Raw genomic sequence first — 15879 nt, 5'->3', positions numbered from 1 at the left:
CATGGAAGATCCCAAGCCGCTACCTCAATTACCCGCCTCGCGCGCCAGCAAGATCGCTGCCGTCATCCTGATGGTCTTCCTGTTCGCGGGCCTGCTTTCCAATCTCAGGTTCGCGTCGACGACCGAATCGGTGTTGCCTCATGCCGTGACCCGGGCCGGCATTCTGGACGGTGCGGTATCGAAAGAACTCGCCAATCGCATGGCCGATACGCCGATCGCCGCCGACGCGGCGCGCGCGCAGCGTGCGCTGGGCTGGCTGACGCTGCACGATCTCGGGCCGCGCGTGCGGCAGGGCTGCCCGGGCTGGTTGTTCCTGCGCGACGAACTCAGCGTGTATGCCGATAGCGACAGTCATCTCGCCACGCGCGCGGACACGGTGGCCGCCGTGCAGCGCGAGCTGGCGAGGCACGGTATCGCGTTGCTGGTCGTCGTGGTGCCCGACAAGTCGCGTATCGAGCCGCAACATCTGTGCAGTCTGTATCGTCCGGTTTCGTTGGGTGCGCGTCTCGCTGACTGGACCTCGCGTCTGACCGCTGACGGCGTGCAGGTGCTGGATCTAAGTGCGGCGCTGCGTGGCGCGCCGGGCGGCGCTTTTTTTCGGACTGACACGCACTGGACCGAGGACGGCGCGGGTGCCGCGGCGCAGGCCGTGGCGCAGCGCATCCGTGCGATGGGGGTCCCGCTGGGTTCGAGTAAGCCCGACTATCGCGTCACAGACAAGCCTCCCGGCCGGCGGCCCGGCGATCTTGTGCGTCTGGCCGGCCTGGATGATTTGCCGCCGTCCTGGCAGCCGAGGCCTGAGATTGCGGCCAGCCGTGACTACATTCCTCAGGCTCAGGCGGCCGCGTCAGCCGACGATCTGTTCGGCGATGCCGATCTGCCTGGCATCGCCGTGATCGGCACTTCTTATTCGACGACGTCCGATTTCGTGCCTCAGCTCGCTTTGGCACTCGGAACAGGCGTGGGTAATTTCGCACGCGAGGGCGGCAAGTTCGGCGGCTCGGCGCGCGCCTATTTCGCAAGTCCGGCTTATGCTCAGACACCGCCCAGGCTCGTCGTCTGGGAATTGGACGAACGGGATCTGCAGTCGCCGCTCGAAGCGGAAGATACGGTCGTCGTGCCGAAATCCAGCGCCATAGACTCACGGACTCCGCATGTCGAAGCCAGCACACTTTAACTGCCATAGCTTGATGGCGATGATGCTAGGGGCGGGCGCGCTGCTCTTCGCCGATCTGCCCATGGCCGCGCCGCTGCCGGTGACCATTACGGTAGATGCCGCGGCCAACCGGCATCCAATCAGCCCGCTCATCTATGGCTTGAACTTCGGGACGGCGGAAATCCTGCGGGATCTGCGCGTGCCGATCAACCGCTCGGGCGGCAACACCGCTTCGGCTTACAACTGGCGGCTCGACGCTCACAACACGGGCCAGGACTGGTTTTTCGAAAGCCTGCCGACCGATCCAAAAGACATCTACCAATATAACGACCGTTTCGCGGCGCTTACCCGTGACGGACACGCTTTACCGATGCTGACCATCCCGATGATCGGCAGGGTAGCGCGACTCGATAAGGACGGTAAGCCGCTCGTCAGTTTTTCGGTCAACAGGTACGGCAAGCAGCAGAGTGTCGACGCTCACGGTTTGTCTGACGCGGGCAACGGCATCGCACCCGACGGCACCCCTATCAGGAACGACCCGGACGATGCTTCGTTGCTGGACGATCCGCAGAGCCAGCAGGAGCGCGTCAGGCAACTCATGCGTGGATCCGGTAGTGCCGGCTCGGACGGTGTGCATTACTACCTGATGGACAATGAGCCGAGTCTGTGGCAACTCAACCATCGCGACATGCATCCCATCGGCGCCCATGCCAGCGAGGTAGCGAACAAGGTGATCGCCTATTCGCACGCCGTGAAGGCGGCAGACCCGGGCGCGCGGGTCGTGGCACCGGAAGAGTGGGGTTGGACCGGGTATCGCTTTAGCGGCTTCGATCAGCAGTACTTCGCCGCGCACGGTCAGGGCAATCCGCCGGACAGGGAAAACGAAACGCGCGGCATGGATTACGTCCCATGGCTGCTCACACAATGGAAGCAGGCCGGCCGCCCTGTCGACGTTTTCAGCCTGCACTTTTACCCGCAGGGCGGAGAATTCAAGGAAAACCAGAATGCGGCCACGGCTGAAACGCCTGCCATTGAACTCGCCCGTAACCGCTCCACACGCGACCTGTGGGATACGAGCTACAAGGATCCGACCTGGATCAATAGCGTGGTGGCCCTGATTCCGTTGATGCGGCGGTGGGTCGACAGCTATTACTACGCCGGTACGCCGATCGCGCTGACGGAATACAGTTGGGGCGGCGATACGACCATGAACGGCGCCACGGCCCAGGCCGACGTGCTGGGCATCTTTGGCCGGGAAGGGTTGGACATTGCCACGCGCTGGGGCACATTGAATCGGGACATGCCGGTCTACAAGGCGATCAAGCTCTATCGCAACTACGATGGCCAGGGCTCGGGCTTTGGCACCACCAGCATCGCCGACACGCAGCCCGACCCGGATCGGGTCTCGTCTTTTGCCGCCGTGCGTGATCACGACCGCGTCATGACCATCGTGGTGATCAACAAGCAGCTTGATCAACCGGCTGACGCCACCATTGCGATCAACAACTTTGATGTGACTCAAGGCAAAGCCCAGACCTGGCAACTCATGGACAATGCCTTATCCCGTCTGCACGACACCGACTATGCGAGCGGCCAATTGCACCTTACTCTGCCGCCGAAAACCGTAACCTTGCTGGTTTTGCACGGCGCGGGCCGGCAATGACACCGTTGCTCGCATGCTGGTGCGGGCCAATTCTGCGGGTTCGGCAAACGCTCAATGATCGTCCGCGACGCGGCACGCGTGATCGAGCAGCCCTTCGGCCGTGCCGCTGCCGCCTTCGATGTCGATGCCGCTGTTGACGATCAGCCAGCCATCCCGAGCCGCGGACGGTCCCGCGCCGGTAACCAGGATGGTTTGGGTGGCCATCGTCGCCGGATCGGGATTGTCGCGGGCGACGATCAGGAACGGGTTGTCGGCGCCGCTCAGCGAGTTCACCCGCATGATCCTGTAGCGCTCGCCATCGAGCGTCTGCCAACGCCACTCGCCGGGCGTGTCGTGAGCGTGATCGGCGAGCGCGGCGCTGACTTCACGCCGCATGCAGTCGATGTGGATATGCAGCTGGTTTTGCGAGCGACGAGATTCGGAGTTGATTTCGAGGCCGAGCTGATCGTCGGGCAACTCGCGTTTGACCGCTTGCTGCACGTAATGACGCGAATCCCACGCGTCACGCCAGTAGTCCTTCGCATCGGGCGCGAGGATCAGCGGACTTTCGATGCCGGTGATGCGATCGGTCGGCATCAGCAGAAACTGCGAGCGGCCGAGAATGTCCTTCAGGACGACGTAGCGTTTGTCGAGATCGACGAGCGTGCATTGACCCGGTGTGCCCGTGGCCTGCTGCGACGGCACGCAGCGGATGTCGACGATCTTCCACAGCGCGTTGGAATCGACCGTCGCGAGGCGCGCGCAGGCGCTGGCGGCGAAAGCGACCGCGAGCACGGCGCTCAAGTGAACGACGCGGCGTACGAGGCCGCGAGATGAGAGGGCGGTGGCGGGGTTCGTCATCGTCGCTTAGGGGGAGGTTCGGGCGGGCAAAGCGTCGGAATGCGGGCTGCAACGCGCAGGCATTAAAGCACAAACCTGATGGCGCGCACGTGAAACACGGGCTTCAAAGCACCGGCGCGGGCAACGTTCCCAGTACCTGTTCGAACGCGACACCGATGGCCAGCAGGCGCCTGTCCGAGCCGAGCGGTCCATCGAGTTCGAGGCCGACCGGCAGCCCGCTCGCGCTGATACCCGCCGGCAGCGACAGCCCCGGAATGCCGGATGTGCTGGCCGGGTCGGTATTACGCAGGAACGCTTCCATCGTATCGATCGGTGGACCGCCGTCGATCGTGACCGTCGACGAGCCGTTCAGATCGTCGATCGGTACCGCGACGAGCCGCGTCGTCGGAAACAGCAACGCGTCGAGACCGGCATTCGCGAACGTCGCGGCGACGTAGTTCCGCAGCCGCGGTCGCCAGTAGTTGAGCGCCGCCGAGTAGTGCGAGCCGAGCACGTCGGCGAGCACGTCGTCGTAGATCGCGCGCACATCCGGGCTCGCGATGCGCACGGCCAGTGCGGCGACGGTTTGCACCGGCGCCCGATTCGCGATCAACCACGCGAGCACGTCGTCGCGCGCTTCGTGAATGGCGAGCGGACCGCCGACCATCCCGTTCAGATACTCCAACTCATGCATCGCGACCGGCACGAACGTGACGCCCGCCGCTTCGAGCTTTTGCAGTGCGGCGCGCGCGACGTCCTCGACCTGTCGCTCGAGAGCATCCCACAGCGGCGCGGGCAAGCCGATGCGCAAGCCATCGAGCGCAATCGCAGGCAACGCGCCGTCGCCGGTGATCACGCCGTCGAGCAGCGCCAGGTCGGCGACGCTGCGTGCCATCGGCCCGACGGTATCGCGCGTATGGCTGATCGGCACCACCGCGTTGGGATCGTGATAGCGCCGCTCGGCACCGCCATTGCCGACCGATGGACGCAAGCCCGCGGTGCCGGTCAGCGCGGCCGGGATGCGGGTCGAGCCGCCGGTGTCGGTGCCGAGTCCGGCGGGCGCGATGCGCGCGGCGATCGCCACCGCGGTGCCGCCCGACGAGCCGCCCGGTATCAGCGACGGATCGTACGGATTGCGCACCGGCCCCGCGTGCGCGGACAGGTTGGTACTCGTGATGCCGAACGCGAGTTCGTGCATGTTGGCCTTGCCGAGCACGATCGCGCCCGCGTCGACGAGGCGTTGCACCGATGGGGCGTTGGTGCTCGGCACGAAGCCCGCGAGCGCGGGCGTGCCGGCCGTCGTCGGTAGACCTGCGGTGTTGATGTTGTCCTTGACGACGATCGGCAAACCGGCGAGCGGCAGACGTGCCCGCTCAGCCGGCGGCAATGCGTCGATGCGCTGCGCCGCGGCGAGCGCGCCGTGGAAGTCGAGCGTGGTGAGCGCATTCAGGTGCGTGAGCGCGGCGGCGCGCGCGAGCAGGGTGGCGACGTAGTCGGCGGCTTTGAGGCGGCCCGATTGCAGCGCCTCGACCGCTTGTGTCGCGCTGAGCGCGAGCTGTGCGTCGACGGTCCATGTCATGACCGGCGTCTCCGTATCGATGGGTGCGTCGCGGGCGGCGCGAGTTTCGACTGCATCCGTCGAAGTAGCGGACAGGTCACGCGGGCAGACAGCGAACGCAAGGGTTCACCTATTCTGGCACATCCGCCTCAAACCCGATGCCGGCGATGCGCAACGCTTGTCGTGCTCGCTGTCATCGACATCGATGCGCTCCGGGATCGCCTTATTGGTGATTATCGATCCACATACGCCCCCAGTCCGACGCGTAGGCGAGCGCATGCTCTTCGTCGAAGAAGTAGTCGAGCGCGTCGAACGAATAAGCCTTGCGCGTATTCTCGTCGCGCTGCTCGATCGTCAGATTGGCGGCGAATAATCCGTTGGGGAGCAGTTGCGTTGCCGCTTCGACCTCGTAGCCCTTGTAGCGGATGTGTGAGTTCATGATCTTGACTTGTCTGTGTGCCCGCGAATGTCGCGCGGAATACCAATGCGTGCGGCGCGGCCCTGTCGTTGCCATAGGTGAGTGAAGCGGCGGGCAGGTCAAGCGTAGGGCGCGCTCTGCAGCGGTTGAACCAATCTTTCGTCGAAAGCAAATCAGCGCGGGGGGCCGCAGTGGTAATCAGAAGCCCGGATTGGATCGAAGTCGCTGTTTCCGGTGACTCTATTCGCGTGGAGGCGCGGTGTCTGTTATGTGGCGCACGGTCGCTCGGCGCAAAGCGTGGCGCCGCGCGCGATTGCGGCGGCGTCACGGTGCCCGGGGAGTATTCAGACCGCGTGCAGGACGCGCGCGGGACGACCGTCAGTGGCGATGGAGGTGGCGGGGCTCGGTGCGCAGGCCAGGCTTGCAGTCGCATGGCTCGACGCGGCGGGCGCTTTGCAATGCACGTGAGCGCGCGGCCGATAAGCATATGGCGAACCGTTGGTTGGGCGCGTGCGGGTCTGACGATAAGATGGGCTCGTCTCCTCCATGACATCTCCTTAGACATGGGACTCGGTCTCGCTACGCAAGTGGTGGGGCCTTTTTTTCGTGGGCCGTTGGAGGACGATCTGCCGCCGTGCCATCGCGGCAATGCCGGCATGCGCGTGCTTGCGTGGAGGCCGGGTCACGATGACGCCGCTTTTAGCATGCTACGATGCCCGCAGTGATTTTTCGCGAGATCGAGTCCAGCATGGCAACCCTGTATGAGACGCTCGGCGTGCCCGCGCACGCCACCGACGACGAAATCAAGCGGGCCTACCGGAAAGCCGCGATGAAGTGGCATCCGGACCGCAACCACGGTGCCGAGGACGTGGCGCGCGCGGCGTTCCAGGAAATCAAGGACGCGTACGCGATCCTGTCCGATGCCGAGCAGCGCAACGTCTACGACGCGGTCTACACCGAGCAGATGCGCGAGTGGGAGGCGCAGCACACGCGTCGGCAACGCGCGCAGGCGAAGCGCGAGGCAGCGGCGCGCGCGGCCGACGAAGCCGCGTATGCCGAGATGGTGTCGATCGCGATCCGCTTCGCCGACCAGGGCCACAATCGCGACGTGCTGTTCGGCGTGCTGCTCGGGCGGCAATGCGAACCGCAGCGCGCCGCGCAGATCGCCGACAGCGTCGCGGCGTTGCAGGCCGCGCGCCGCGACGAGGCGGACGCCGCGCAAAACGCCCAGCGCGCGGGAAAGACCGCGAACAGCGCGCAAGCGGCGCAAGCCGAGGCGTCCGAGCCCGAACTGGCGGACCGCGCGCAAGACACCGGCGCGGCCTCGCAAACCGCCCCTCACGACACGCAGCCTTCCAGACGCGAGAACCATGCGAAGCGCGACGAAACCGTCAGCGACATGCATCCGGCCGGCGCGCTCGGCAACCTGTGGTTTCAGTTCCTCAACAGCCTGAAGTTCTGACCCGCTGCCGACGGCGACCGGGCCAGGCCCATCATGCTGGACCGGCGGGCCGACGGCAGCGTCGGTTGATCTGGCAAATATTGACAGGGTGCTGAAACAGGGGGCCGGACACTGGTACACTGCCCATCGTTCGCAAAGTTGTGCTGTGTGCCCGTGAGTCGAGATACCTGGTGCGAATCCCGAGGCGCAAATAATAAAGACGCCGTAGTGTCACGGGGGCGCAAGACTGGAGCGGCACAATTCCGCCCAGAGGCCAATAAAAAAACATCGGTACGGGGTAAGCGTGTCCAGAAAATATAAGGTGTTGTTTCTCTGCCGCGATAATTCGATCCGCAGCATCATTGCCGAAGCTTTACTGCGCGAACTGGCGGGGCACCGGTTCGACGCGTTCAGCGCGGGCCCTGAACCGGCCGCGCGCCTTCATCCACTCGCGGTCGCGCAATTGCGGCCCGGCATTTCCGGGCGCGCGGTGCTGAGCCCTAAAAGCTGGCTCGAATTCACCGGCGAATGGGCGCCGCGCATGGATATCGTGATCGCGCTCGACGAATTCGTCGGCGGACTGCACGCGCCGGTATTTCCCGGCGCACCGGCGTTCGTCTATTGGACCATTACCGATCCGCTCGCGGGCGGCCACGGCTCCGCTGACGAGCAGGCCTGTCTTTTCGACAAGACCTTCTGGCAGATCGTGCGGCAGGTCAGCGCGCTTATCGAGCTGCCGCAATATGCGCAGCCTGCCTCGAATCACGCGAATCTCGTCGATGCGGCGGATGCCGTCAATGCGGGGAATACGGTGAATGCCGTCAATGTGGCAAGCGGTGGCGCAAAAACGGTGCGTGGCACGGTGGTTCGTTTCGAAGCCGCAGCCATTGTGCCCGCGCCTTCGAGCGCGGCGGCCTGCACCTAGCGGTTATTCGGGCGCCCGAGCCGCGTGCCGGCGAACGGGTCATTCGACCAGTCCACCTGTTTTTTCGGTTGGGGCGCGGGCGCCGGTTTTGCGGCCAATTCGAAATGCTCAATGCTCTGGCCGGCACTAATAGCCTGCTTCAACCATTGCGGCATTTCGCCATTGCCGTCCCAGCTGTCTCCGGTCGCATTGCGATAGCGCTCAGCCTTTTTGGCCAATGACTCGGTCGCCAGCGCTGCGGCAAGGTCTTCTGGTCTGATACCAAACTCTTCCATACGATGGCGGAGATAGGCAATCATGCTATCTCGCTTCCTTTCGTCCATAGGATATTCGTCCTTCTAAAACGTGCAGCGTGCTGTCGAAGACAGATTGCGGGGAAAAAGCTGCGAAGCATCGAGCCCGACTGAATGGGGCCGCCCCGCGGTGGGGTTGTCGATTGACGGAAATGCCATGTGCCGGGTTAAAAAACGTTGCTCCCTGAATTGCAATACGGCCTCGGACAAAGACGGCCGCTGGAACAACCGACCCTCGAACCGAGAGTCTCGATCAGCAAATATTTCAGCATGTCGCAACGCGACGAACGAGGCCGGTAAGCCTGACGTTCGCTATGAAAAACTCTGTGTCTCGATGCAATGATTGCGAATGGATGGAGTCATTCCACGCTGTCCGTCTTTCACCGGACTTTCGTCGACGTGCGGGTTCGCTTTTTGTGCGTTGTAGCAACATGATAGCGCAATGCGCGAGCAAAGCACGCTTAGTTCACGTTGAATTTGTCGGTGAATGCGGTTTATCGAACGGTGTGGACGATTGGCGACACTGCTGGAAGCTCCTGGATTGAATTCCGGGGTGCGCGAACTATAAAAGAAGGACGACAAGCTGCGAATGCAGACTTACAGCCGCCTTGTGCGCGCCGATTCCGCCGACGCTCGGGAACGCGTCGAGTATCGGTTGCAAGCGCGGTAATTCTTCATCTGTTTAGTTCGGTGACCCGTCGCAGCAGTAGCGCATTGGCATCGACCCGTTCCTCGGCCCGATTGGGCAGGTTGGCTGTTCGCGGATCAATTCTTGTGGAGGACGAACGCTGCTGCGCCGGATTCGAGGAGTCCGGAAATGAGAGTACGTATATTGATGATTGCCGCGACCGCCGTTCTGTTTCTCGCGCCGAGAACGGCCATCGCCGAGGGGTTGAGCGCCCAGGCGGACCACGCCGTGTCGGGTCGCGCGATGATGGAGCACGACGCGGACGAATCGGCGCAGGCGACGACCGACATGTCGTTCGGTCAGAACTGGGACCCGCGTGAGCAGGGCATACGCAACGCGTCGTATGGTGGTGTTCCGGCGGGCGAGTCGCAAGCGGGAGGCCGGCGCAGCCAGTCATGCTCGTTCAGCACGGAGTGCAAGACTTATTTCGGTCAATGACCAGAGTTCGCGAGCGGCAGCGGGGCGCCAGGAACGACCCCGGATCGCGAGGCAACGAACAGGTGCCGAGCGCTGCCGCCGCCGCCTTTCACGCGCTTGATCGCAAGCGCATGCCATTTCACGCGAATGCCGATTCCCGCTGGGCCTCAGCGCAGCGCTCGCCGAGGCGAGCGACGATATCGTCGACGCCGCGCGCCGCGTCGTTCTCCGCCGCTTCGTAGTAGCCGCGGAACTCCTCGAGCAGAGCGCGCCATGACCCATGCCAGCGCGTTTCTCTTAGACAGGCGCCGGACGAATCGGCAATACGCAACACGCCGTTGTCCGGATAGAACGTCAGCGTGACGAGGAGGCCGTCGATGACGCAAGCGGCGGTGCAGGGGCGAGTCGTGACCATGTGTGGTGTCCTTTCGATAAACCAATGTGTGCGTTAGACGGTGACGCGAGCTTCAGCAAAGGCTGTGCCTATGATGCCCACATGACTGTGGCCATCGGCTCAGGCGTCCTTTTTCGTTGCCTTGACGGCAAAATTCGCTCGATCAATACAGCCGTGTTCGCAGTATTCCAATGATTGACGACAATTTTTTGTATTCGTCGCGCAGCGATGCGTAATCGCTTCAGTATCATCCATTAAGGGTTTGTGCGGAGTCGTTCGGCGATTGCCAATCTGCCGCGCGCCCACCGCTTTTCAATGCATATCGAATGCGCCGATTCGACTGTTGTCAGGCAACCGGACAGAGTCAGAGCGAGGACGGCGTCGCCGGGCCTCTGAGCTCAGCGAATTGCAGCGATCATATTTTTATGGCAAATGAATCGCCCACCGTCATAAAAGATTTGACGCGGCAAACCCGATTAATCGGGAATGGCGATGCGCAGCCACTTGTCTTGCCATTCCTTTGCGCGTTTGCTAGCATCCCCGAAACCGTTTGAAATAGTCATAACGTTCGGCAATTTCCGGACCCGCTCACGTTGGGTCGCCCGGTAGTCCTTCTCGTTGCGAGGAATATGTTATGGCTAGCTCTCTACCCCTCCGCTGACGCTCGCGGGAACGCATGCGCAAAGCCGCGCGGCTCCTTGCGCAAGCTCATCTGCCACGACTCCGCATACCGATTGCATCGCATGGAGAAGCACGCGCTTTTCGCGATTGGCTCTCCAGGACAAATCGACGCATTAGAAAGGAACCGCCATTGGTTTCAGAAAGCGTAACCCCGTCCGCTAAAAGCGATTAATAGTCCGTTTTTCTTTTTATTCGAAGCGAGTGCACCTGCCGGTGCTAAGCGTAGTACGCGATCCGCGACAAAACATTTGCCGTAACATCGACGCAATCAAAAGGAGCATTTCATGGCTTGTAATTCAACGGACTCCGGGCTCATGCAGGTGAAGGCGATCGCGGTTGCGTTGGTGGTTTGCATCGCCGCGGCGGGTCCGGCGCTGGCACAGGACAACGCGGCCGCGTCCGCGCCGGAACAGCGGGCAATTGGCGCCGCCGCGCTGCTGCACGTTCAGGCGCGCGTCGTCGCGATCGATTCCGCGACGAACAGCGTGACGCTGCGCGGCCCGCAAGGCGGCGAGGAAACTTTCGACGTGAATCCGCAAGCCGCCGACGTCAGCAAGCTGCATGTCGGCGACGTCGTGACGATTGCGTACAAGAAGGCGGTGCTGGTCGGCGTCGACAAACTCGCGCCGAACGGAATCCGCCAGCGCATCGATACCGAAGTCACGCAGCCTGCGGCCAACGGTGTCGTTGCATCGGCGCGGCGCATCGAGGTCGTCGCGACGGTGCGCAAGATCGATCGCAAGAAGCGCACGATCACGCTGCGCGGGCCGTCGCGCACGGAAACGCTCGACGTGGCGCCGGACATTGCGCTCGAGAAACTGAAGGTCGGCGATTCGGTGCGCGCGGTATTCGTCTCGGCCATCGCGGCGTCGGTGTCGCGCAATGGCGCGGACGTCAAATAACGGCGATCGAGAAGGCTTAAATAAACTACGCTGAAGCGTATCGAGGTGCACGGCGTAGAACCGCAACCGGCGGTTCGACGTCGCGCCGGCCATTGCGGCTCAGGTTTCACGATGGTCATCGCGTCGCGCGCGAAGGAGCGGGGAATGGAACAGAGCGAAACGGAAACCACTGCCGAATCGGAGCGCAAACGGCTGGTCCGCAGCAAGATACACGTGGGCCTCGCGGCGCTCGGCACGTTATCGTCGGTGTTCGGGATCGGCATTGCGATCATCGGCGGGATCAACTTCGACCAGACCAAGGTGCTGCTCGGCGTCGGCATCATCGTCGTGTCGACCATTCTGTATGTCTCGATGCTTTTCGTCGCTGCCGATGATTAGCCGCTTCGCTTCCCTTTAGCGCCCGCTCCCGCTGCCGATCCACTTTTGCTATCGCCCCCTCCAATAGTCGAATTGTTGGCGCATCGCACCGCCCGTATATTGACCGCAGCGATATACAACAACTCGATGGCACGCCGCACGGCGGCCTACAGGAGCACAGCAATGAATCGGATCGATCTGGAGGGGCGCACGGTCGTCATCACCGGCGGCGCGCGCGGCATCGGCTACGCGGTCGCGCAGCGGGCGTTGCGCTCGGGCGCGTCGGTCGCGTTGTGGGACGTCGATAGCGAACGGCTCGCGCGCAGCCAGCGCGAGCTGAGCGAACTCGGCAAGGTCAGCGCCATCACAGTCGAGCTGACCGACGACGCCGCGGTTCAGCAGGCCACCGCGCAAACGGTCGCCGGGCACGGCTCGATCGACGTGCTGATCAACTGCGCGGGCATCACCGGCGGCAACGGCACGACCTGGGAGCTTGCGCCCGACATGTGGCGCCGCGTGATCGACGTGAATCTGATCGGTCCGTACCTGACCTGCCGCGCGGTCGTGCCGCAGATGCTGAAGCAGGGCTACGGCCGCATCGTCAATATCGCGTCGGTGGCGGGCAAGGAGGGCAATCCGAATGCTTCGCACTACAGCGCATCGAAAGCGGGGTTGATCGGGCTCACCAAGTCGCTCGGCAAGGAACTCGCGACCAGAAACATCCTCGTCAATGCGGTCACGCCGGCCGCGGCCAAGACCGAAATCTTCGATTCGATGTCGCAGCAGCACATCGACTACATGCTGTCGAAGATTCCGATGAACCGTTTCCTGCTGCCGGAAGAAGCGGCGTCGCTGATCCTGTGGCTGTCTTCCGAAGACTGCGCGTTCAGCACCGGCTCGGTATTCGACCTGTCGGGCGGCCGCGCCACCTATTGAGCGCGCTGCTCGCGCATTGCTCGCGCATTGCTCACGCAGTGCTCACGTCCCGCAGCGTATTGCACACGCGTCGAACGCGCGTTGTCGAGCCGCTTCGACGCCTCTCTCACGGAGCCCTTTCATGGCCATGCCTACCATCCGGCACGTGCGTGCCTTCATCGTTCGCGGCGGCGGCGCGGACTATCACGACCAGGCCGGCGGACACTGGATCGACGATCACATCGCGACGCCGATGGCGCGTTACCCCGAGTACCGCCAGAGCCGCCAATCGTTCGGCATCAATGTGCTCGGCACGCTGGTCGTCGAGATCGAAGCGAGCGACGGCACCGTGGGCTTCGCGGTGACGACCGGCGGCGAGATCGGCGCGTTCATCGTCGAGAAGCATCTCGCGCGTTTTCTCGAAGGGCAACTGGTGACCGACATCGAGAAGATGTGGGATCAGATGTACTTCGCGACGCTGTACTACGGGCGCAAGGGCGTCGTGCTGAACACGATTTCCGGTGTCGATCTCGCGCTGTGGGATTTGCTCGCGAAGGTTCGCAAGGAGCCCGTGTATCAGCTCTTGGGCGGCCCGGTGCGCGACGAGCTGGTGTTCTATGCGACCGGCGCGCGGCCCGATCTCGCGAAGGAGATGGGCTTCATCGGCGGCAAGCTGCCGTTGCAGCATGGTCCCGCGGAAGGCGAAGACGGACTCCGGCAAAACCTCGACAAGCTCGCCGACATGCGCTCGCGCGTCGGCGACGACTTCTGGCTGATGTACGACTGCTGGATGAGCCTCGACCTGCGCTACGCGACGCGGCTCGCGCAAGGCGCGCACCAATACGGCCTCAAATGGGTCGAGGAATGTCTTCCTCCCGACGATTACTGGGGTTACGCCGAACTGCGCCGCAACGTGCCACGCGGCATGATGGTGTCGACCGGCGAGCACGAGGCGACGCGCTGGGGCTTCCGGATGCTGCTGGAGATGCAGTGCTGCGATCTGATCCAGCCCGACGTCGGCTGGTGCGGCGGCATCACCGAGCTGATCAAGATTTCCGCGCTCGCCGATGCGCACAACGTGATGGTGGTGCCGCATGGGTCGTCGGTGTATAGCTATCACTTCGTCGTCACGCGCCATAACTCGCCGTTCTCCGAGTTTCTGATGATGGCGCCGAAAGCCGACGAGGTCGTGCCGATGTTCAATCCGCTGCTGCTCGACGAGCCGGTGCCGGTGAACGGGCGTATGAAGGTGCCGGACACGCCGGGCTTTGGCGTGCGGCTCAATCCGGAATGCGCGCTGGTGCGGCCTTATCAGCATTGAACGTGTCGAACGTTTTGAACCTGTGCCGAACGGCGAATCGCCGCAAAGGAGATTAGGGTGCTGCTCAAGGACAAAGTCGTGATCGTCACCGGCGGCTCGCGCGGCATCGGACGCGCGATCGCGGTGGCCTGCGCGCGCGAAGGCGCGGACGTGGCGATCAACTACTGGGGCGACAACGACGCATCGTATGGCCGGCGCTCGGCGGTCGAGGAAGTCGTCGGCGAAATCGAGGCGTTGGGGCGGCGCGCGATCGCGGTGGAAGGCAACGTCGCGGCGCGCGACACCGGCCAGGAGCTGGTGCGACGGACGCTCGACGCGTTCGGCAAGCTCGACGTGCTCGCGAGCAATGCCGGCATCTGCCCGTTTCACGCTTTTCTCGACATGCCGGCGGACGTGCTCGAATCGACGGTCGCGGTCAATCTGAACGGCGCGTTCTTCGTCACGCAGGCTGCCGCGCAGCAGATGAAAAAGCAGGGCACCGGCGGCGCGATCGTCGCGACGAGTTCGATCAGCGCGTTGGTGGGCGGCGGCATGCAAACGCATTACACGCCGACCAAGGCCGGTGTGCATTCGCTGATGCAGTCGTGCGCGATCGCGTTGGGGCCGTTCGGCATCCGCTGCAACTCTGTCATGCCGGGCACGATCGCGACCGATCTGAACGCCGAAGATCTCGCCGACGAAGCGAAGAAGGCCTACTTCGAAAAGCGCATTCCGCTCGGCCGCCTCGGGCGTCCCGACGACGTCGCCGATTGCGTCGTGTTTCTCGCGTCGGACCGCGCGCGCTATGTGACGGGCGCCGCGCTGCTCGTCGACGGCGGCCTGTTCGTGAACCTGCAATAAGCGACGCGCGATGCGGGCGTCAATTGACCGTGACGGGCGTAGTCGGCGTGCCGGGTGCGGCGGCCGGATCGTCGCGCGCGAGGTCGCGCGAGAAGCCGCGCAGCAGTTCGATGAAGCGCAGCGCCGGCTCGGCGAGCTGCTCTTCCTTGCGCGTGAGAATGCCGAAACCGGCGAGACTCTTGCCGATTTCGAGTGGCAGCGCGACCAGCAGCCCGCCGCGCACATGATCGCGCACGACCGACTCCGGCAGCATCGCGACCGCATCGTAATTCTCGAGCAATTGCAGCGTCGCGAAGATCGACGCGCATTCGGTCAGATTGACTGGCGTGGCGAGCCCGGCACGCGCGAGTTCTTCCTCGAACAGCACGCGCGCCGGACTCGTGACGGGTTGCGCAACCCACGGCCACGCGACCAGTTCGCGCAACGTGATGCGCGTGCGCCGCGCGAGCGGATGCACGGCGCGCACGACGAGCAGCAGCGTTTCGCGCGCGAGCGGCTCGAAGCTGAAGTCGTTGTGCTGCAGAGGGTTGGTCAGGCGCCCCAGCGCGAGATCGACCTCGCGCCGATGCAGCAATTGCACGACCTGATCGCTTGTTTCACCGAGGATGCGCACGCTGAGCAGCGGGCTTTCGGTCTTCAGCGCGGCGACCGACATCGCCAGCAGATCGGGCGCGGCGCCCATGATCGCGCCGACGGTCAACTGGCCGTGACCGCCGCGGCGTTTGACATCGAGGTCTTCGGCGAAGCGTGTGAGCTCGGCGAGCGCACGGCGCGCGTAAGCGAGCGTGACGACGCCGAGCGGCGTCGGCGTCATGCCGCGCGCGTTGCGCTCGAACAGCAGGAAGCCGAATGCTTCCTCGATGTCGCCGAGCATGCGGCTCGCGCTCGGTTGCGCGACGTTGACGGCCTCGGCGGCCTGATGCAGGTTGCGGGTGTCGTCGAGTGCGACGAGCAGGGCGAGATGCTTGAACTTGAGACGATTGACGAGTGCGACGGCGGCTGAATGTTGGCTCATGGTGCCAGTAGGAGTGCCCGTGCGATTCGGTTTGTGGATCGACCAATCCCAACAACGGATTGAGAGGCTATCGATG

The 15879-nt window shown here is 63.7% G+C and carries 16 protein-coding genes; 10 read left to right on the top strand and 6 right to left on the bottom strand.

Annotated elements, in window-relative coordinates:
- Position 1 precedes the first annotated feature (1 nt).
- Together OKW40_RS25885 and OKW40_RS25880 are read left to right on the top strand one after the other, a co-directional pair.
- Positions 2–1177 carry an alginate O-acetyltransferase AlgX-related protein gene (locus OKW40_RS25885; RefSeq protein ID WP_187610752.1) on the top strand — a complete coding sequence of 392 codons (1176 nt, stop codon included), beginning with the start codon at positions 2–4 and terminating at the stop codon, positions 1175–1177.
- Positions 1155–2819 (top strand): glycoside hydrolase family 44 protein, encoded by a 1665-nt coding sequence (locus OKW40_RS25880; protein WP_429492342.1) that lies wholly within the window; start codon positions 1155–1157, stop codon positions 2817–2819. Before OKW40_RS25885 ends, OKW40_RS25880 begins: the two co-directional genes overlap by 23 nt.
- A 51-nt stretch (positions 2820–2870) precedes the next feature.
- On the opposite strand, the gene OKW40_RS25875 is transcribed toward OKW40_RS25880, so the two are convergent.
- The 3 genes from OKW40_RS25875 to OKW40_RS25865 form a co-directional block, all read right to left on the bottom strand.
- A complete protein-coding gene (locus OKW40_RS25875; protein ID WP_429492340.1) occupies positions 2871–3659 on the bottom strand; it encodes a CDP-diacylglycerol diphosphatase in 789 nt (262 codons plus the stop codon).
- Between the two features lie 103 nt (positions 3660–3762).
- The gene (iaaH, locus tag OKW40_RS25870) at positions 3763–5217 is read right to left on the bottom strand and encodes an indoleacetamide hydrolase (protein WP_429492338.1); all 1455 of its coding nucleotides are present in this window, start codon (positions 5215–5217) and stop codon (positions 3763–3765) included.
- 202 nt (positions 5218–5419) lie between these two features.
- On the bottom strand, positions 5420–5635 hold the full coding sequence (locus OKW40_RS25865; RefSeq protein WP_008917353.1) for a hypothetical protein: 216 nt from the start codon (positions 5633–5635) through the stop codon (positions 5420–5422).
- Between the two features lie 727 nt (positions 5636–6362).
- Here OKW40_RS25865 and OKW40_RS25860 point away from each other — a divergent pair.
- Entirely contained in the window at positions 6363–7076 is a 714-nt protein-coding gene (locus tag OKW40_RS25860) for a J domain-containing protein (protein ID WP_184066189.1), read from the top strand.
- Positions 7077–7359: 283 nt separating this feature from the next.
- Entirely contained in the window at positions 7360–7980 is a 621-nt protein-coding gene (locus OKW40_RS25855) for an arsenate reductase ArsC (RefSeq protein WP_429492336.1), read from the top strand.
- On the opposite strand, the gene OKW40_RS25850 is transcribed toward OKW40_RS25855, so the two are convergent.
- A complete protein-coding gene (locus OKW40_RS25850) occupies positions 7977–8303 on the bottom strand; it encodes an H-NS family nucleoid-associated regulatory protein (RefSeq protein WP_184011295.1) in 327 nt (108 codons plus the stop codon). The two genes, OKW40_RS25855 and OKW40_RS25850, sit on opposite strands and share 4 nt — an antisense overlap.
- A gap of 787 nt (positions 8304–9090) precedes the next feature.
- On the opposite strand from OKW40_RS25850, the gene OKW40_RS25845 reads away from it, so the two are divergent.
- Positions 9091–9399 (top strand): hypothetical protein, encoded by a 309-nt coding sequence (locus OKW40_RS25845; RefSeq protein ID WP_429492334.1) that lies wholly within the window; start codon positions 9091–9093, stop codon positions 9397–9399.
- Between the two features lie 118 nt (positions 9400–9517).
- Here the strand turns inward: OKW40_RS25845 and OKW40_RS25840 are convergent, their stop codons facing one another.
- Positions 9518–9793, bottom strand: coding sequence for a hypothetical protein (locus OKW40_RS25840; protein ID WP_184066183.1), 276 nt, complete (start codon positions 9791–9793; stop codon positions 9518–9520).
- 944 nt (positions 9794–10737) lie between these two features.
- Between OKW40_RS25840 and OKW40_RS25835 the strand changes: the two genes are divergently transcribed.
- The 5 genes from OKW40_RS25835 to OKW40_RS25815 all read left to right on the top strand — a co-directional run bounded on the left by OKW40_RS25835 (position 10738) and on the right by OKW40_RS25815 (position 14788).
- Positions 10738–11355 carry a copper-binding protein gene (locus OKW40_RS25835; RefSeq protein ID WP_429492332.1) on the top strand — a complete coding sequence of 206 codons (618 nt, stop codon included), beginning with the start codon at positions 10738–10740 and terminating at the stop codon, positions 11353–11355.
- A 144-nt stretch (positions 11356–11499) separates the two neighbouring features.
- Positions 11500–11733, top strand: coding sequence for a hypothetical protein (locus OKW40_RS25830; protein WP_184066177.1), 234 nt, complete (start codon positions 11500–11502; stop codon positions 11731–11733).
- 162 nt (positions 11734–11895) lie between these two features.
- Complete coding sequence (locus tag OKW40_RS25825; protein ID WP_090810144.1) at positions 11896–12648, top strand: SDR family NAD(P)-dependent oxidoreductase; 753 nt, start codon at positions 11896–11898, stop codon at positions 12646–12648.
- Positions 12649–12769: 121 nt separating this feature from the next.
- Complete coding sequence (rhmD, locus tag OKW40_RS25820) at positions 12770–13948, top strand: L-rhamnonate dehydratase (RefSeq protein WP_429492330.1); 1179 nt, start codon at positions 12770–12772, stop codon at positions 13946–13948.
- A 57-nt stretch (positions 13949–14005) separates the two neighbouring features.
- Complete coding sequence (locus OKW40_RS25815; protein ID WP_184011280.1) at positions 14006–14788, top strand: SDR family NAD(P)-dependent oxidoreductase; 783 nt, start codon at positions 14006–14008, stop codon at positions 14786–14788.
- A 19-nt stretch (positions 14789–14807) separates the two neighbouring features.
- Here the strand turns inward: OKW40_RS25815 and OKW40_RS25810 are convergent, their stop codons facing one another.
- Entirely contained in the window at positions 14808–15803 is a 996-nt protein-coding gene (locus OKW40_RS25810) for a LysR family transcriptional regulator (protein WP_184054564.1), read from the bottom strand.
- Positions 15804–15879: the final 76 nt, after the last annotated feature.

This window comes from Paraburkholderia sp. RAU6.4a, from assembly GCF_050435625.1.
In the GTDB taxonomy this organism is placed as follows: Bacteria; Pseudomonadota; Gammaproteobacteria; order Burkholderiales; family Burkholderiaceae; genus Paraburkholderia; species Paraburkholderia tuberum.
The sequence above is the reverse complement of the archived record's forward strand: the minus strand, read 5'-3'. Positions and strand labels throughout refer to the sequence as shown.